The organism is Pseudomonas sp. ANT_H12B, assembly GCF_008369325.1.
Lineage (GTDB): Bacteria > Pseudomonadota > Gammaproteobacteria > Pseudomonadales > Pseudomonadaceae > Aquipseudomonas.
On sequence record NZ_VOBI01000014.1, the window covers coordinates 67570 to 84360 of the forward strand.

General features: G+C 58.6%; 16 protein-coding genes. 11 read left to right on the forward strand and 5 right to left on the reverse strand.

The window, feature by feature from the left end; genetic code table 11:
• Window positions 1–184 precede the first annotated feature (184 nt).
• The 3 genes from FQ185_RS20725 to FQ185_RS20735 all read right to left on the reverse strand — a co-directional run bounded on the left by FQ185_RS20725 (window position 185) and on the right by FQ185_RS20735 (window position 3765).
• The gene (locus FQ185_RS20725; protein WP_149419042.1) at window positions 185–1501 is read right to left on the reverse strand and encodes an MFS transporter; all 1317 of its coding nucleotides are present in this window, start codon (window positions 1499–1501) and stop codon (window positions 185–187) included.
• Window positions 1502–1704: 203 nt separating this feature from the next.
• Window positions 1705–2940: an HlyC/CorC family transporter gene (locus FQ185_RS20730; RefSeq protein WP_149419043.1), complete on the reverse strand. Its 1236-nt coding sequence runs from the start codon at window positions 2938–2940 to the stop codon at window positions 1705–1707.
• A gap of 12 nt (window positions 2941–2952) precedes the next feature.
• Entirely contained in the window at window positions 2953–3765 is an 813-nt protein-coding gene (locus FQ185_RS20735) for an inner membrane protein YpjD (protein ID WP_149419044.1), read from the reverse strand.
• A gap of 210 nt (window positions 3766–3975) precedes the next feature.
• Here FQ185_RS20735 and ffh point away from each other — a divergent pair, with 210 nt between their 5' ends.
• From ffh to FQ185_RS20790, 11 genes are all read left to right on the forward strand, one after another.
• Entirely contained in the window at window positions 3976–5352 is a 1377-nt protein-coding gene (ffh, locus tag FQ185_RS20740; protein WP_149419045.1) for a signal recognition particle protein, read from the forward strand.
• A gap of 250 nt (window positions 5353–5602) precedes the next feature.
• Window positions 5603–5854 (forward strand): 30S ribosomal protein S16, encoded by a 252-nt coding sequence (gene rpsP / locus FQ185_RS20745; protein WP_007944872.1) that lies wholly within the window; start codon window positions 5603–5605, stop codon window positions 5852–5854.
• Between the two features lie 5 nt (window positions 5855–5859).
• The gene (gene rimM, locus FQ185_RS20750; protein WP_149419046.1) at window positions 5860–6399 is read left to right on the forward strand and encodes a ribosome maturation factor RimM; all 540 of its coding nucleotides are present in this window, start codon (window positions 5860–5862) and stop codon (window positions 6397–6399) included.
• 2 nt (window positions 6400–6401) lie between these two features.
• Complete coding sequence (gene trmD, locus FQ185_RS20755; protein WP_149419047.1) at window positions 6402–7154, forward strand: tRNA (guanosine(37)-N1)-methyltransferase TrmD; 753 nt, start codon at window positions 6402–6404, stop codon at window positions 7152–7154.
• A gap of 45 nt (window positions 7155–7199) precedes the next feature.
• Complete coding sequence (gene rplS, locus FQ185_RS20760; protein WP_003175895.1) at window positions 7200–7550, forward strand: 50S ribosomal protein L19; 351 nt, start codon at window positions 7200–7202, stop codon at window positions 7548–7550.
• 207 nt (window positions 7551–7757) lie between these two features.
• The gene (xerD, locus tag FQ185_RS20765; protein WP_149419048.1) at window positions 7758–8654 is read left to right on the forward strand and encodes a site-specific tyrosine recombinase XerD; all 897 of its coding nucleotides are present in this window, start codon (window positions 7758–7760) and stop codon (window positions 8652–8654) included.
• A gap of 166 nt (window positions 8655–8820) precedes the next feature.
• Window positions 8821–9552, forward strand: a complete 732-nt coding sequence (gene dsbC / locus FQ185_RS20770; RefSeq protein ID WP_123365749.1) for a bifunctional protein-disulfide isomerase/oxidoreductase DsbC — start codon at window positions 8821–8823, stop codon at window positions 9550–9552.
• A 134-nt stretch (window positions 9553–9686) separates the two neighbouring features.
• Window positions 9687–10991: a homoserine dehydrogenase gene (locus FQ185_RS20775; RefSeq protein WP_149419123.1), complete on the forward strand. Its 1305-nt coding sequence runs from the start codon at window positions 9687–9689 to the stop codon at window positions 10989–10991.
• Window positions 10992–11055: 64 nt separating this feature from the next.
• The gene (thrC, locus tag FQ185_RS20780; protein ID WP_149419049.1) at window positions 11056–12465 is read left to right on the forward strand and encodes a threonine synthase; all 1410 of its coding nucleotides are present in this window, start codon (window positions 11056–11058) and stop codon (window positions 12463–12465) included.
• A gap of 160 nt (window positions 12466–12625) precedes the next feature.
• Complete coding sequence (locus FQ185_RS20785) at window positions 12626–13978, forward strand: transporter substrate-binding domain-containing protein (RefSeq protein ID WP_149419050.1); 1353 nt, start codon at window positions 12626–12628, stop codon at window positions 13976–13978.
• 163 nt (window positions 13979–14141) lie between these two features.
• Window positions 14142–14429, forward strand: coding sequence for a DUF3509 domain-containing protein (locus FQ185_RS20790; protein ID WP_149419051.1), 288 nt, complete (start codon window positions 14142–14144; stop codon window positions 14427–14429).
• A gap of 170 nt (window positions 14430–14599) precedes the next feature.
• On the opposite strand, the gene FQ185_RS20795 is transcribed toward FQ185_RS20790, so the two are convergent.
• Both FQ185_RS20795 and FQ185_RS20800 read right to left on the reverse strand, forming a co-directional pair.
• A complete protein-coding gene (locus tag FQ185_RS20795; protein ID WP_371926657.1) occupies window positions 14600–15436 on the reverse strand; it encodes a TIGR02285 family protein in 837 nt (278 codons plus the stop codon).
• Window positions 15437–15506: 70 nt separating this feature from the next.
• Window positions 15507–16706 (reverse strand): CaiB/BaiF CoA-transferase family protein, encoded by a 1200-nt coding sequence (locus FQ185_RS20800; RefSeq protein WP_149419053.1) that lies wholly within the window; start codon window positions 16704–16706, stop codon window positions 15507–15509.
• Window positions 16707–16791: the final 85 nt, after the last annotated feature.

A 16791-nucleotide genomic window follows, 5' to 3' on the forward strand; every position in this document is an offset into this window, starting at 1 on the left:
TGTACCGATGCGCGTAGAGCGAGGTGACAACGGGTGGGCGAAAATTGGCGATCGGTTGGCGTTGTGTTTTGCCGGTCAGGACGTCATCGCGGGCAAGCCCGGCTCCCACATGACTGATGTCGATCACAAGGTTGTGGTACGACAAATCATCTGTGGGAGCGAGCTTGCCCGCGATGGCGATCTATCAGGCAATCCGATTCAAATCGCTATGACGGGTTTCCTTCAGGCACAGCACCGCTATCAAACTGAGCAGCGCCGCCCCGGATACATACCCGCCGACATAACTCAAACCTCCCATGGCCACCAGTTTCTGCGCGAAGAACGGTGCCGCCGAGGCCCCGACAATACCGCCCAGATTGTAGGCCGCCGATGCGCCGGTATAACGCACGCGGGTTGGAAACAGCTCCGGCAGCAGCGCGCCCATGGGCGCAAACGTGACGCCCATCAGGAACAGTTCGATGCACAAGAACAGCGCCACACCCCACGTTGAACCTTGGGTCAGCAGCGGCTCCATCAGGAACCCGGACAGAATCGCCAGTACGCCCCCGATGATCAGCACCGGTTTACGCCCGTAACGGTCACTGGCCCATGCCGACAGGGGGGTGGCAGCGGCCATGAACAGTACGGCGAAGCACAACAGTGCGAGGAAAGTTTCGCGGGTGTAGCCGAGGGTCGATACGCCATAGCTCAGCGAAAACACCGTGGAGATGTAGAACAGCGCGTAGCACACCACCATCGAGCCGGCGCCCAGCAGCATCGGCGCCCAGTACTGGCTGAGCAGCTCGACCAGCGGGATCTTCACCCGTTCCTGGCGAGCCATCGCGTTGGCGAAGACCGGTGTTTCGTGGAGCTTGAGGCGTACGTACAGGCCCACCATCACCAGCGCGGCACTGAGCAGGAATGGGATCCTCCAGCCCCACGAGCGGAACTGTTCATCGTCCAGGGTCATTGCCAGGGTCAGGAACAGGCCGTTGGCCGCGAGAAAACCGATTGAAGGGCCGAGCTGCGGGAACATGCCGAACCAGGCGCGTTTGCCCTTGGGCGCATTCTCCGTCGCCAGCAATGCCGCGCCGCCCCATTCACCGCCCAGTCCCAGGCCTTGGCCGAAGCGCAGAACGCAGAGCAGGATCGGCGCCCAGGCGCCAATGCTGTCGTAGCCGGGCAGCACGCCGATCAGCGTTGTACAGACGCCCATCAGCAGCAGGGAGGCGACCAGTGTCGATTTGCGTCCGATGCGATCACCGAAGTGGCCAAACAGCGCCGAACCCAGTGGTCGCGCGAGGAAGGCGATACCAAAGGTGAGGAACGCCGAGAGCATCTGGGCAGTGCCGGAGGTCTGGGGAAAGAACACCGGGCCGATTACCAGCGCGGCCGCTGTGGCGTAGACGTAGAAGTCGTAAAACTCGATGGCGGTGCCAATGAAACTCGCGGTGGCCACTCGTGTGGCGGAGTTCGTCGGTTGCGCAGGCGTGGTTTCGGTATAAGTCGTGCTGGTCGTCATGCGGTTATCCCTGACAGTCATGTGCCCCAGTGGAGCGAATTATTATGGTCGAACACCCAGGGATGTGGGTTTAACGCAGGGTGCGGGTAGCACGAGGGTAGGGCGGTGCTTGGGTAAGCGGCTCGATTATAGGAAGGCGGCTATCGATTCAACAAGGGGCAACATCTTCGTCTCGACGCTGACTTTGTAGCAGGATCGGTGTATTAACGGATGGCCGGGACGGCGCTGTTATGCCAGATCAGCACCCGGGTGACCCGATTGTCTTCCGTCTCCAGAATCTCCAGCCGATATCGGCCGATCTTCAGGCACACCGCACTTTCCGGAATCGTTTCCAGCGCTTCGGTCACCAGGCCGTTGAGGGTTTTCGGGCCGTCGCTGGGCAGGTGCCAGCCGAGACTCTTGTTCAGGTCGCGTATTGACGCGGCGCCATCGATCACCAGTCGCCCGTCGGCCTGCGGATGGATATGCGGGTTGTCCAGGCTGTGCTGGCTTTCGAACTCGCCGACGATTTCTTCGAGAATGTCTTCCAGGGTCACGATACCGAGCACTTCGCCGTACTCGTCGACCACCATGCCCAGGCGTCGCTGCTGTTTGTGGAAGTTCAGCAGTTGCAATTGCAGCGGGGTGCTTTCCGGCACGAAGTACGGTTCGTGACTGGCTGCCAGCAGGGCCTCCATGGTCAGGTTCGCATCGGCCAGCAAGTGGCGGATCTGGCGGGTGTTGAGTACCGCTTCGACCTGGTTGATGTCGCTGTGGAACACCGGCAGGCGCGTGCGTTTGTTGTGGCGCAGTTGTTCGATGATGTCTGGCAGGGAGTCGTCGAGGTTGATCCCGTCGACGTCACTGCGCGGCACAAGAATGTCGTTGACCGTAATGTTGTCCAGCGCGTGGATACCCGACAGTGGGTGCGGGCGGCAGACAGTGTGTTCGTGATCGTCGTGTCGATCTATCGGTACCTCGTCTTCGCTCTTTTGCACCACTTTGGGCTTGCGGGCGAACGGTCGCATCAGTAACAAACTGATGCCATTGAGCAGCCAGGCGGCGGGGTAGAGGATTTTTAACGGCACACGAAGCAGGGTGTTGCCCAAGGCCAGAATTGCATCCGGATAGCGGACGGCAAGGGTGCGCGGCAGGTAGTCGGCGAACACCAGCAGAATGGCGCCAGCCCCGACACAAGCGAGCCATGGGCCGTTTTCGGCCCAGGTGAAAATCGCCAGCAAAGTGCTGATGACCACCACCAGTGCGCGACACAGGGTATTGCACAGGATCAAGCTGTTGAGCGGGAAGCTCAGCTTCGCCACCGGTTTATCGCTCGAGCGCGAGGCGGTGCGCTGGGCCAGCAAGTACTGTTGCGCAGCTTCGATGGCGGTAAACAGCCCCGACCATAGAATCAGCAGGGCCACTACCGCGAGCATCGGCCCTATGGGCAAGTCGTCCATTAATGCCGCCCGTCAGATGTGCAGGATGTATTCACGAACCAGTTTGCTGCCGAAATACGCGAGCATCAGCAGGCAGAAACCGGCAAGAGTCCAGCGAATGGCCTTGTGTCCGCGCCAGCCGAGGCGGTTACGACCCCAGAGCAGTACGCTGAAGACTATCCAGGCCAGGCAGGCCAACAAGGTTTTGTGCACCAGGTGCTGCGCGAACAGGTTCTCGACGAACAGCCAGCCGGAAATCAGCGACAGCGACAGCAGGGTCCATCCGGCCCAGAGGAAGCCGAACAGCAGGCTTTCCATGGTTTGTAGCGGCGGGAAGTTCTTGATCAGTCCGGACGGGTGCTTGTGTTTGAGTTGATGGTCTTGAACCAGCAGCAGCAAGGCCTGGAACACCGCGATGGTGAACATGCCGTAGGCGAGGATCGACAGCAGGATATGGGCGAGGATGCCCGGTTCTTCGTCGATGATCTGTACCGTTCCGGCGGGGGCGAGCTGCGCGAGCAGCACGGTGGCGGCACCGAGCGGGAACAGCAATATAAGCAGGTTTTCCACCGGGATCCGCGAGCAGGCCAGCAGCGTCAGGGCAATCACCGCGGCGGCAATCAGGCTGGCGGCGCTGAAAAAATCCAGGCCCAGACCGATCGGTGTCAGCAGGTGGGTGAACAGGCTGGCGCTGTGAGCCAGCACGGCAAGCACGCCGAGCGTGACCAGCAGGCGCTTGTTCGCCTTGGCGCCGGTGGCCAGACGAGTGCTCTGATAGAGGGTCGCAGCGGCATATAAGCAGGCGGCGGCGAGGGTAGTTAGCAAGCTGGGTGACAAGGGGAGCATAAATCCTGTTAGGCAAGCCCGAAAGGCGCTGAGTTTGGCATAGAACCCCCGCAGCACGAAAGGCCATGCAACCTGACGACGAGGTGTCCGCCGGACGCAGTCTTCGCTATAATCCGCGACCTGCCCACGCCGCAGGCTCGCCGAGCACATGTTTATTCCGGTCTGGGCCGCCATTATCCCGGTCTACACAGGGCCTGAAAGGATCGCGCAATGTTTGAAAACTTAACCGACCGTCTCTCGCAGACGCTGCGCCATGTCACCGGCAAGGCCAAGCTGACCGAAGACAACATCAAAGACACCCTGCGCGAAGTGCGCATGGCGTTGCTCGAAGCCGACGTCGCCCTGCCGGTGGTCAAAGACTTCGTCAATTCGGTCAAGGAACGCGCCGTCGGCACAGAGGTGTCGCGCAGCCTGACGCCGGGCCAGGCGTTCGTGAAGATCGTCCAGGCCGAACTCGAAAGCCTGATGGGCGCGGCCAACGAAGACTTGAACCTGAGCGCCGTTCCTCCCGCCGTCGTGCTGATGGCCGGTTTGCAGGGTGCGGGTAAAACCACCACCGTCGGCAAACTCGCGCGCTTCCTTAAAGAGCGCAAGAAGAAGTCGGTCATGGTCGTGTCTGCGGACGTATACCGTCCGGCGGCGATCAAGCAGCTGGAAATGCTCGCCGGTGAAGTGGGCGTTACCTTCTTCCCGTCCGACCTGAGCCAGAAGCCGGTCGACATCGCGCAAGCAGCCATTAAAGAAGCAAAACTCAAATTCATCGACGTGGTCATTGTCGATACCGCCGGTCGTCTGCACATCGACGAAGAGATGATGGGCGAGATCAAGGCGTTGCATGCCGCGATCAACCCGGTCGAAACCCTGTTCGTGGTCGACGCCATGACCGGCCAGGACGCCGCCAACACGGCCAAGGCCTTTGGCGATGCACTGCCGCTGACCGGTGTAATCCTGACCAAGGTCGACGGCGACGCCCGTGGCGGTGCCGCGCTGTCGGTCCGCGCCATCACTGGCAAGCCGATCAAGTTCATCGGTATGGGCGAGAAGAGCGAAGCGCTCGAGCCGTTCCACCCTGAGCGAATTGCTTCGCGCATCCTCGGCATGGGCGACGTGCTCAGCCTGATCGAGCAGGCCGAGCAGACCCTCGACAAGGACAAGGCCGACAAGCTGGCCAAGAAGCTGAAGAAGGGCAAGGGCTTCGACCTCGAAGACTTCCGCGATCAGCTGCAACAGATGAAGAGCATGGGCGGCCTCGGCGGCCTCATGGACAAATTGCCGAACATCGGCGGCGTGAACCTGGCGCAGATGGGCAACGCCCAAGGCGCGGCAGAGAAACAATTCAAGCAGATGGAAGCCATCATCAACTCCATGACCCCGGCCGAGCGCCGCGACCCTGAGCTGATCAGCGGTTCGCGCAAGCGCCGGATCGCCATGGGTTCCGGCACCCAGGTGCAGGATATCGGTCGCTTGATCAAGCAGCACAAGCAGATGCAGAAGATGATGAAGAAATTCTCCGCGAAAGGCGGAATGGCCAAGATGATGCGCGGCATGGGCGGTATGTTGCCCCGTGGCGGCATGCCCAAGATGTAAAGAATCCGCACCGGCAGCGATGTCGGTGCATTACCACAGAAATGTGGGAACTCCAGCAAACCCGCACTTGGCGGGAGCTGACTGGCCGTTTTCAACGACGGCTCTATAGCAAATCTTGATGGCGGCCGAAAGACCGTCGGAAAAAGACATTTGCAAAAGTCCGGATATTCCTTAGAATATGCGGCCTTTCGGGCACCTATGCCCGCTGTGCCTTTAGATTTGCAGCACCGACTACAGGAACGATGTTCACATGCTAACAATCCGTCTTGCCCTTGGCGGCTCCAAAAAGCGCCCGTTTTACCACTTGACCGTAACCGACAGCCGCAACCCGCGCGACGGTTCGCACAAGGAACAGGTTGGTTTCTTCAACCCTGTTGCTCGTGGTCAAGAAGTTCGTCTGTCCGTGAACCAAGAGCGCGTAGCCTACTGGCTGAGCGTTGGTGCACAACCTTCTGAGCGTGTTGCTCAGTTGTTGAAGGACGCTGCTAAGGCTGCGGCCTGAGCAATATGAACGCGACGCCAGCCATTGCTGATGATTTGATCGTTATCGGCAAAATCTATTCGATTCACGGTGTTCGCGGCGAAGTGAAGGTCTTTTCCTTTACTGATCCAATTGGAAACCTGCTGGACTACAAAAACTGGACGCTCAAGCGTGACGGTAATGTAAAGCAGGTAGAGCTGGTCAGCGGCCGTGTACATAACGGCAAGTTTCTGGTCACAAAGCTCAAAGGTCTCGATGATCGTGAAGAAGCTCGTCTTCTGGCCGGTTATGAGATCTGCGTGCCGCGTAACCTGTTTCCAGATCTGACCGACGGCGAGTACTACTGGTACCAGCTGGAAGGTCTCAAGGTCATCGACCAACTCGGGCAACTGCTCGGGAAAATCGATCACCTGCTAGAGACTGGCTCGAACGATGTCATGGTAGTCAAGCCTTGCGCTGGCAGCCTGGATGATCGCGAACGCCTGTTGCCCTATACAGAGCAATGCGTGTTGGCCGTTGACCTTGCCGCGGGCGAGATGAAGGTGGATTGGGACGCGGACTTCTAAACGTGGCTAATTTGCGCGTAGAAGTGATCAGTTTGTTTCCCGAGATGTTTTCCGCCATCAGCGACTACGGCATCACTAGCCGAGCGGTGAAACAGGGGCTCTTGCAGCTGACCTGTTGGAATCCGCGAGACTACACAACGGATCGACATCACACTGTGGATGATCGCCCATTTGGCGGTGGTCCGGGCATGGTGATGAAGATCAAGCCCCTGGAAGATGCACTGGTTCAGGCCAAGGCAGCAGCCGGGGAGGCGGCGAAGGTAATTTACCTGTCCCCCCAAGGCCGTCAACTGACTCAGTCGGCGGTACGCGAGTTGGCGAATCTGGATGCATTGATCCTGATTGCCGGCCGCTATGAAGGCATTGACGAGCGTTTTATTGATGCTCATGTCGATGAAGAGTGGTCGATTGGCGACTATGTACTGTCTGGCGGCGAGCTGCCGGCGATGGTCCTGATCGATGCGGTTACACGACTGCTGCCTGGAGCTTTAGGGCATGCGGACTCCGCGGAGGAAGATTCCTTTACGGATGGTTTGCTGGATTGCCCGCACTACACCCGACCTGAGGTGTATGCGGATCAGCGTGTTCCCGACGTGTTGCTAAGTGGCAATCACGCGCATATCCGGCGTTGGCGTTTACAGCAGTCCCTTGGTAGGACCTTTGAACGACGGGCCGATCTTCTGGAAAGCCGCTCGCTTTCTGGAGAAGAGAAGAAGCTGCTCGAGGAATACATCCGCGAGCGGGACGATAGTTAACAACGTATCGATGGTAGATCCGACGATTTACCTTAGGAGCACAGCATGACTAACAAAATCATTCTTGCACTCGAAGCAGAGCAGATGACCAAAGAGATCCCTACCTTTGCCCCGGGCGACACTATTGTCGTTCAGGTGAAAGTGAAGGAAGGCGACCGTTCGCGTCTGCAAGCGTTCGAAGGTGTTGTTATCGCCAAGCGTAACCGCGGCGTAAACAGTGCTTTCACCGTTCGCAAAATCTCCAACGGTGTTGGCGTAGAGCGTACTTTCCAGACCTACAGCCCGCAAATCGACAGCATGGCCGTTAAACGTCGCGGTGACGTACGTAAAGCCAAGCTGTACTACCTGCGTGACCTGTCCGGTAAAGCAGCTCGCATCAAGGAAAAACTGGCTTAAGTCCAGCTTCCGATGCAGAAAAAAGCAGCCTACGGGCTGCTTTTTTGTTGCCTGCGTTTTACCTCACCCAAACCTGTGGGAGCGTGCGGGCGGCGTTCCGACTTGCCTGCGAATCGATCTATCAATCATCACAATGACCGCGGGCTCTATAAAGCCACAGCTGGCTATGAAAGACTTGCCGTCAGTTTTCCCGTTACCTGAGCCTTTATGCCCGCCATTGACCATCCCCTGATAGACCAGTTCCTCGACGCCCTGTGGCTGGAAAAAGGCCTTTCCGATAACACCCGCAATGCCTATCGCAGCGACCTGGCCCTGTTCAACGGCTGGCTGCAGGAAAAGGGCCTGGAGTTGATCAATGCCGGCCGCGAATTGATTCTCGATCACTTGGCCTGGCGCCTGGAGCAAAACTACAAACCCCGCTCGACGGCGCGATTTCTCTCCGGCGTGCGTGGCTTCTATCGCTATTTGCTGCGGGAAAAGCTGATTGCCGTCGATCCGACCTTGCGTGTCGATATGCCGCAACTGGGTCGACCACTGCCTAAATCCCTGTCGGAAGCGGATGTGGAGGCCTTGTTAAAAGCACCTGACCTGAGCGAAGCCATCGGCCAGCGCGACCGCGCCATGCTCGAAGTGCTTTATGCCTGCGGCTTGCGGGTGACGGAGCTGATCAGTCTGACGCTGGAGCAGGTCAACCTGCGTCAGGGCGTGTTGCGGGTGATGGGCAAGGGCAGCAAGGAGCGGCTGGTGCCGATGGGCGAGGAGGCGATTGTCTGGGTCGAGCGCTACATGCGCGATGGCCGCCAGGAGCTGCTCGGCGGGCGTCCCAGCGATGTCATGTTCCCCAGTCAGCGCGGCGAGCAGATGACCCGGCAAACCTTCTGGCATCGCATCAAGCACCAGGCCAAGGTCGCCGGGATCGGCAAGTCGCTGTCGCCGCACACCTTGCGCCATGCCTTCGCCACGCATTTGCTCAACCACGGCGCCGACCTGCGGGTGGTGCAAATGCTGCTCGGTCACAGCGATCTGTCGACCACCCAGATCTACACCCACGTCGCCCGCGCACGCTTGCAGGACCTGCACGCCAAACACCACCCGCGCGGATAAATACACAGGCAATCGATTCGCCTGATCGGGATGTCTCGCGTCACCCGCATTCGGCCACGCGGGCCTTATGTGGTAGGCTTTGCCGGTTTGCACGATGGGCGATTATGACCCGGTGTTTCGGCACGGGCGTTCTGATCGTCCCATTTGTCCGCCTTCAGGAGTTCTCATGCGTCTGACCCAGATTTTCGCCGCCGCAGCCATTGCGTTGGTCAGTACCTTTGCCGTCGCCGATGACGCGGCCGACAAAGCCATTCGTAAAAGCCTGGAAAACCTCCAGCTCGAAGTACCGGTAGAAACGATCACCGCCAGCCCTCTGCCAGGTCTGTACGAAGTCAAACTCAAAGGCAGCCGCGTGCTCTACGCCAGCGCCGACGGCCAATACGTCGTTCAGGGCTACATGTTCCAGCTCAAGGACGGCAAACCGGTCAACCTGACCGAGAAGACCGAGCGTCTGGGCGTCTCTAAACTGGTCAACGAAATTCCAGTGGCTGAAACCGTGGTGTACCCGGCGATCGGCGAAACCAAGTCGCACATCACCGTGTTCACCGACACCACCTGCCCGTACTGCCACAAGCTGCACGCCGAAGTGCCTGAACTGAACAAGCGCGGCATCGAAGTGCGTTATGTCGCGTTTCCGCGTCAGGGCCTGGGCTCGCCGGGTGACGAACAGCTGCAAGCAGTCTGGTGCTCGAAAGACAAGAAAGCGGCCATGGACAAAATGGTCGATGGCAAGGAAATCAAGGCCGCCAAGTGCGATAACCCGGTTTCCAAACAATTCGCGCTCGGTCAGTCGATCGGCGTGAACGGCACACCGGCCATCGTTTTGGCTGATGGCCAAGTCATTCCGGGCTACCAGCCCGCGCCACAAGTCGCCAAACTGGCGCTGGACGCGAAATAAATTCGCATCGTCACGGTCAGCCTTTGACGATCATGGTCCGGCGGCAGCGTTTGCCGGGCCATTAATAGAGAGCCGCGAGCATGCGGCTGTTTTCACGGCCGACCTTGAGTCGGCTGTTTTATGGGGAGTTCACAGTGAAACCGGTCAAAGTAGGCATCTGTGGGTTAGGGACCGTCGGTGGCGGTACCTTCAACGTACTTCAGCGCAACGCCGAGGAAATTGCTCGTCGTGCCGGGCGTGGAATCGAAGTGGCACAAATTGCCACGCGCACGCCAAAGCCTCAGTTCCAAACGACCGGTATTGCGATTACCAACGATGTCTTCGAAGTGGCCACGAACCCTGAGATCGACATCGTTATAGAGTTGGTGGGCGGCTACACCGTTGCCCGCGAGCTGGTACTCAAGGCCATCGAGAATGGCAAGCATGTGGTCACCGCGAACAAGGCACTGATCGCCGTTCACGGTAATGAAATTTTCGCCAAGGCTCGCGAGAAGGGCGTGATCGTTGCGTTCGAAGCGGCGGTGGCCGGTGGCATTCCGGTGATCAAGGCGATCCGTGAAGGCTTGTCCGCCAACCGTATCAACTGGGTCGCAGGCATCATCAACGGCACCGGTAACTTCATCCTCACCGAAATGCGTGAGAAGGGCCGCACCTTCGAAGACGTCCTCGCCGAGGCGCAAGCCCTGGGTTACGCCGAAGCTGATCCGACCTTCGACGTGGAAGGCATCGATGCAGCTCACAAGCTGACGATCCTCGCGTCGATCGCGTTCGGTATCCCGCTGCAATTCGACAAGGCCTACACCGAAGGCATCACCAAGCTGACCACTGCTGACGTGAACTACGCCGAAGCCTTGGGCTATCGCATCAAGCACCTCGGTGTGGCCCGCAGCACTGCTGCCGGTATCGAATTGCGTGTTCACCCGACGCTGATCCCGGCCGATCGCCTGCTCGCCAACGTCAACGGTGTGATGAACGCAGTCATGGTCAACGGTGACGCCGCCGGTTCGACCCTGTTCTACGGCGCCGGTGCCGGCATGGAACCGACCGCCTCCTCGGTGATCGCCGACTTGGTGGACGTGGTTCGCGCCATGACGTCCGATCCGGAAAACCGCGTGCCGCACCTGGCCTTCCAGCCGGATTCGCTGTCGGCCCATCCGATTTTGCCGATCGAAGCCTGCGAAAGCGCCTATTACCTGCGCATTCAGGCCAAGGATCATCCGGGCGTGTTGGCCCAGGTGGCGAGCATCCTGTCGGAGCGCGGCATCAACATCGAATCGATCATGCAGAAGGAAGTCGAAGAACACGACGGCCTGGTACCGATGATCCTGCTGACTCACCGCGTGCTGGAGCAAGACATGAACGACGCGATCGCCGCCCTGGAAGCCTTGGCTGGCGTGGTCGGTCCGGTGATACGGATCCGCGTCGAGCACCTGAACTAAGCCGTTATCGTTCACCGGGCCCGTGAGGGTCCGGCTTTGCGAACACTGTCTATTGGAGTCAGTCATGCGTTATATCAGTACCCGCGGCCAGGCACCGGCCCTGAATTTCGAAGACGTTCTGCTGGCCGGTCTGGCCACTGACGGCGGCCTGTACGTGCCGGAAAACCTGCCACGTTTCACCCAGGAAGAAATCGCTTCCTGGGCCGGTCTGCCGTATCACGAACTGGCCTTCCGGGTGATGCGCCCGTTCGTGACCGGCAGCATCCCCGATGCCGATTTCAAAAAGATTCTTGAAGAAACCTACGGTGTATTCGCCCACAGCGCCGTCGCGCCGCTGCGTCAGCTGAACGGCAACGAATGGGTGCTGGAGCTGTTCCACGGCCCGACCCTGGCGTTCAAGGACTTCGCCCTGCAACTGCTCGGTCGCTTGCTCGACTATGTGCTGGAAAAGCGCGGCGAGCGCGTGGTGATTGTCGGCGCTACGTCCGGCGACACCGGTTCGGCCGCCATCGAAGGCTGCAAGCACTGCGAAAACGTCGACATCTTCATCCTGCACCCGCACAACCGCGTGTCTGAAGTGCAGCGCCGCCAGATGACCACCCTCTTCGGCGAGAACATCCACAACATCGCCATCGAAGGCAACTTCGATGACTGCCAGGAAATGGTCAAGAACAGCTTCGCCGACCAGAGCTTCCTCAAGGGCACGCGTCTGGTGGCGGTTAACTCGATCAACTGGGCGCGGATCATGGCTCAGATCGTTTACTACTTCCACGCGGCCCTGCAACTGGGCGGCCCGGCTCGTTCGGTATCGTTCTCGGTGCCGACCGGCAACTTCGGCGACATTTTCGCTGGTTACCTGGCACGCAACATGGGCCTGCCGATCAACCAGTTGATCGTCGCCACCAACCGCAACGACATCCTTCACCGCTTCATGAGCGGCAATCAGTACGTCAAGCAAACCCTGCACGCCACGCTGTCGCCGTCGATGGACATCATGGTGTCGTCGAACTTCGAACGCCTGCTGTTCGACCTGCACGGTCGCAACGGCGCGGCGATTGCCGGCCTGATGGACAACTTCAAGCAGGGTGGCGGCTTCAGTGTCGAAGAGGAACGCTGGACCGAAGCCCGCAAGCTGTTCGACTCGTTGGCCGTGGACGACGCCCAAACCTGCGAAACCATCGCCGAGGTTTATGAGCAGACGGGCGAGGTGCTGGATCCGCACACCGCTATCGGTGTGAAGGCTGCGCGTGAGTGCCGTCGTAGCCTGGATATTCCGATGGTGATCCTGGGCACGGCCCATCCGGTCAAATTCCCGGACGCCGTGGAAAAAGCGGGTGTAGGAAAAGCGCTTGAACTACCTGCACATCTTTCTGATTTGTTTGAGAGAGATGAGCGCTGCACCGTGCTGCCGAATGACCTGAAAGCCGTGCAAGCCTTTGTCAGTCAGCATGGCAACCGCGGCAAGCCTCTGTAACTGATTAAAGCTGTCACATTTTGAAGCCCGTCTCCTGACGGGCTTTCTCATTTCTGCATGCCACACTTGTCGTGATTCGAACTTGAAGAGTCGCCCATCAAGAGCCGTACTGAAGAGTCGCTCATGAAGGACGGGCGAGTTGATCACCAAGGAAGTGGCAATGCAGTTTTTCAAAGGGTACAAACCAGCCGCGTGCTGGATGTTTTTAGTCGGCGTGATGAGCTTTGCTCAATGGGGGCTGGCGGCGCAATTGGCGGCATCCGAGGCTAAGGGAGTGGTCGGTGCGGTGATCGAGCTGGATGCTCAGGAGCTGCAATGGATCGCCGAGCACCCGCAAGTCATCGTCGCGTCGACGCAATATCCGCTGTACCTGTTCAAGGATGAGCACGGTCAATGGAGCGGGTTGAACAACGATCTGCTCAATCGCATCAGCGCCATGACCGGCTTGCACTTCGTGCATGAAGAGACGTTTTCCTCCGACCAAATGCTGGGACGCCTGGAAAGTGGTCTGGCGGACATGAGCACCACGCTGGCCATCAATGATGAGCGCAAAGTGTTTCTGGATTTCAGCCATGCGTTCGGTGGCGCTGGCTGGGTGTTCGTCGGTCGGGAAGGCGCGCCGGTGGTGCAATCTCTGAAGCAGCTATCGAAACGAGTGTTGGTGCTTCCGGCCAGGCATGCACTCGAGTCTGTGATTCGCCGTGACTATCCGTCCATTGAATTACGCTCGGTCAAAACTTACGCCGAGGCGCGGGCGCTGGTTGAAAGCGGCGAGGCCTATGCCACGATCGAAAACGAAATCGGGGCGCAGCTCTTTCCATCCGGACAGCTCAAGGTGGGACATATGCTGGAGGGAAAGTGGGAGGCCGATCATCTGGCAGTGCGCAAAGGTCAGCCGCAGTTGTTGAGCATCCTCAACAAGGCGCTTGAGGCATTTCCTCCTGCGGAGTTACGTGCCATTCGCCAGAAATGGCTGAATGGAATTGCTCCGGTGCAGTCACCTGGTGTCTGGCAGCGGTTTACGCAGTGGGGCTGCTGGGGGGTGTTTGCCGCCAGTGTATTTGCCTTGCTTTCCCTGCTTTGGAATCGTCGTCTCGCGACATTGATCCAACAGCGTCTGGACGCCGAAACGGGCCTTCGTGATCAGCTGGCATTTCAGCATGCGTTGATGGAAGCCATGCCCGATCCGATGTTTGTTCGTGATCTGGAAGGGCGTTTGATCATGTGCAACAAAAGTTATGAGGAGGACTTTTCGACCCGATTCGATCAGGTTCAGGGGCGGCTGTTGACCGAACTCGATGTTTTGCCCAAAGAGACCGCCGAACTGCTGCACGCAGAGTTCATGGCCCAGCTTGGCACTCGCAAGACCCGCTTCAGTGAGCGTCAATTGCTGTTCAAGAACGGCGTCCGGGATATCTACCAGTGGACGGTGCCGTTTTACAGTGCCGACGGGCAATTGCGGGGTCTGCTGGGCGGATGGACCGATATCGGCAAGCGTACGAGGCAGGCGTGAGGCGGCTGTTTTTTCCCTGTCATCTTTGCCGTGCATGCTCTATCGACCAGGGACGCACGGTTCATCTGCCGTTGCGATCCAGAACTTTCTTCTCGGGCCAGTGGTCATTTAATACAGGAATGCCTCAGGCACTTTGTTTTCGGACTATTGAGTGGTGATCGAGATGGAAAGTATCAGTCTATTGCTCGGTGAGGCTCTGAGCCCGTATCAGGTCACGTTGACCCCGTCGGGGACCCATGGCGAATGCTTGGTGACACTGAAGAATGCGACCGGCGCCATCGTGGTCGAGCGGGAGTTCAATCAGGCCCAGTTGAGCGATAAGCGTCTGTTGACGGATGTAGTCGATGGTTTGCACCGCGATGTGCTGATCGCTGAAGGTCGCCTGGAGCCCTGCGTAATCGCGGCGTTACGCAATGCTGCTCAAGACAAGATCCTGGCCAGCCGAAATTGAATTGTCTTTTGTGGGAACCTTCCTGCGTCAAGGTCAGTCAGACCATGTAACAGCAGGATCAAGCATTGTGCTCCGGTGCTTGTAGCTTGCTGCTACTGGTCTTTATTTAGGCCACGTTTAACCCCGAGTCGTCTCCCCACTTCTCGGGGTTTCTTTTTGCCCGCGATTTGTCATTGCTCGGCCTGATGCTCGAAAAAAGCCTTGGCGTCTTTCAGGTAGTCGCTGCGTCTTTGCGGATCCAGCCAGTCGGCGTAAAGCTGATCCAGTCGCTCGTGGGGCAGGGTGCGCAACAACTGGTTGATCTCGCTGATCGCCTGTCGGCCTTGAGGCGTATCGGAACAACCGATGTGCCCGGACAGGTATTTGCCGGTGCCCCTGATTGGATAGAACTCCAGTTGCGCATCGGTGATGTTTTGCTGCTGGGCCTGGTAGCGGATTTCCGGCCAGTAACCCAATACCACCTGTAAGCGGCCCAGGCGCTGCATCTGTAACAGACTGCCAAGGGCGTCGTTGCCGTAATGGGGCGTCAGTGCGCCGGGTGGAGCCTGCTTGAGCAGCGTGTCGAGGAACTGACCATAACTGCGCTCGGCCACCACGCCGACTTTCTTCCTGGCGCCGCTCAGCAGCGCCGCCAGATCGACTTCACCGTCGATCAGAAAGGGTTCCAGAACCGCGCGATCTTCTTGGCGGACCACTACGCCATTACTCACGGCACGGAAGGCCGGAATAGAGAACGCAATCCACTGTTCGCGCTCCTTGATCCAGACCAGCGAGGGGTCGCAAGTAAACGACTCTTCGTGGAGCATTTGCATGCCACGAGCCCGGTTGACCCGCATCAGGGTGTGATCGTATTGCGGCATGCCCTTGATCAACAGCGGCAACAGTTGATCGATGACGCCCTGACCTTTTTTCGGACCTTCAAAGATCATCGTCGGCGGTAGATCACGCAGTAACCAGATCAGCGTTTCTTTAGGTTGCGCCCACACGGGTAATGACACCCCGGCCATTAGCGCGAAAACCGCCACTGCGCCCCAGTTGCGGGTGTTTCGGAATGCGATGGAAAGCAGGCGTTTCAGCTTAGATGGCCCCATCTTCGCGTAGCTTTGCGATCTGTACTGTGTCGTAACCAAGGTCGTGGAGAACCTGCGCATTGTGTTCCCCCAGTTGTGGTCCGACCCATTCGGATGTGCCAGGTGTCTCTGAGAGTTTCGGCACGATGCCCGGCATCTTGAAATCTTTGCCGTCCGGCAACTTGGCTTTCAAGAACATTTCCCGAGCCAGATACTGAGGATCACTGAACATGTCTTCGGCGCTGAAGATCCGACTGGCCGGTACGTCGGCCTGATTCAACTGCTCGATGATGGTATCGAGCGGCAACGAGTTGACCCAGCGATCAATGACCCCGTAAATCTCGTCGCGGCGGCTGTCACGTCCGTCGTTACTGGCCAGCACCGGGTCGTTGGCCAGGTCCTCGCGACCGATGATCAGCATGAACCGCTTGAAGATCGCATCGCCATTGGCGCCGATCTGCACGTGTTTGCCGTCGGCGCTGGTGTGGATCGAGGAGGGCGTGATGCCCGGCATGATATTGCCGGTGCGTTCGCGGATGAAACCGAACACGTCGAACTCGGGGACCATGCTTTCCATCATCGCAAAGATCGCTTCATACAGAGCGACATCCACCACTTGTCCCAAACCGCCGTTGACCTCGCGATGACGCAGCGCCATCAATGCGCCGATCACCCCCCAAAGCGCAGCAATCGAGTCGCCGATGGAGATTCCGGTGCGAACCGGTGGTCGGTCCTCGAAGCCAGTGATGTAGCGCAGGCCTCCCATGGATTCACCGACCGCGCCGAAGCCTGGCTGATCCTTCATCGGCCCGGTCTGGCCAAAGCCTGAAAGACGCACCATCACCAGTTTCGAGTTCAGTGCGTGCAAGACTTCCCAGCCAAGACCGAGTTTTTCCAGCACGCCGGGGCGAAAATTCTCGATCAGGATGTCCGCTTCGCTGAGCAGTTTTTTCAGAATGGCCAGGCCCTCCGGGTGTTTGAGGTTCAGGGTCAGGGACTTCTTGTTACGCGCCTGAACGAACCACCACAACGAAGTGCCTTCATACAACTTGCGCCATTTTCGCAACGGATCACCGCCGTCCGGAGATTCGATCTTGATCACTTCGGCACCAAATTCACCGCAAATACGCGAGGCAAACGGGCCGGCGATCAAGGTGCCCAATTCGATGACTTTGAGACCGGAGAGCGGTTTGGCGGTAAACGGCATACTGGATCCTGTAGGACGAAGGCTGTGCGAATACAGGGTTTTAACATAGCCGACCGTCAGTCGCCCCAGGTTGATCGCCTTCAAT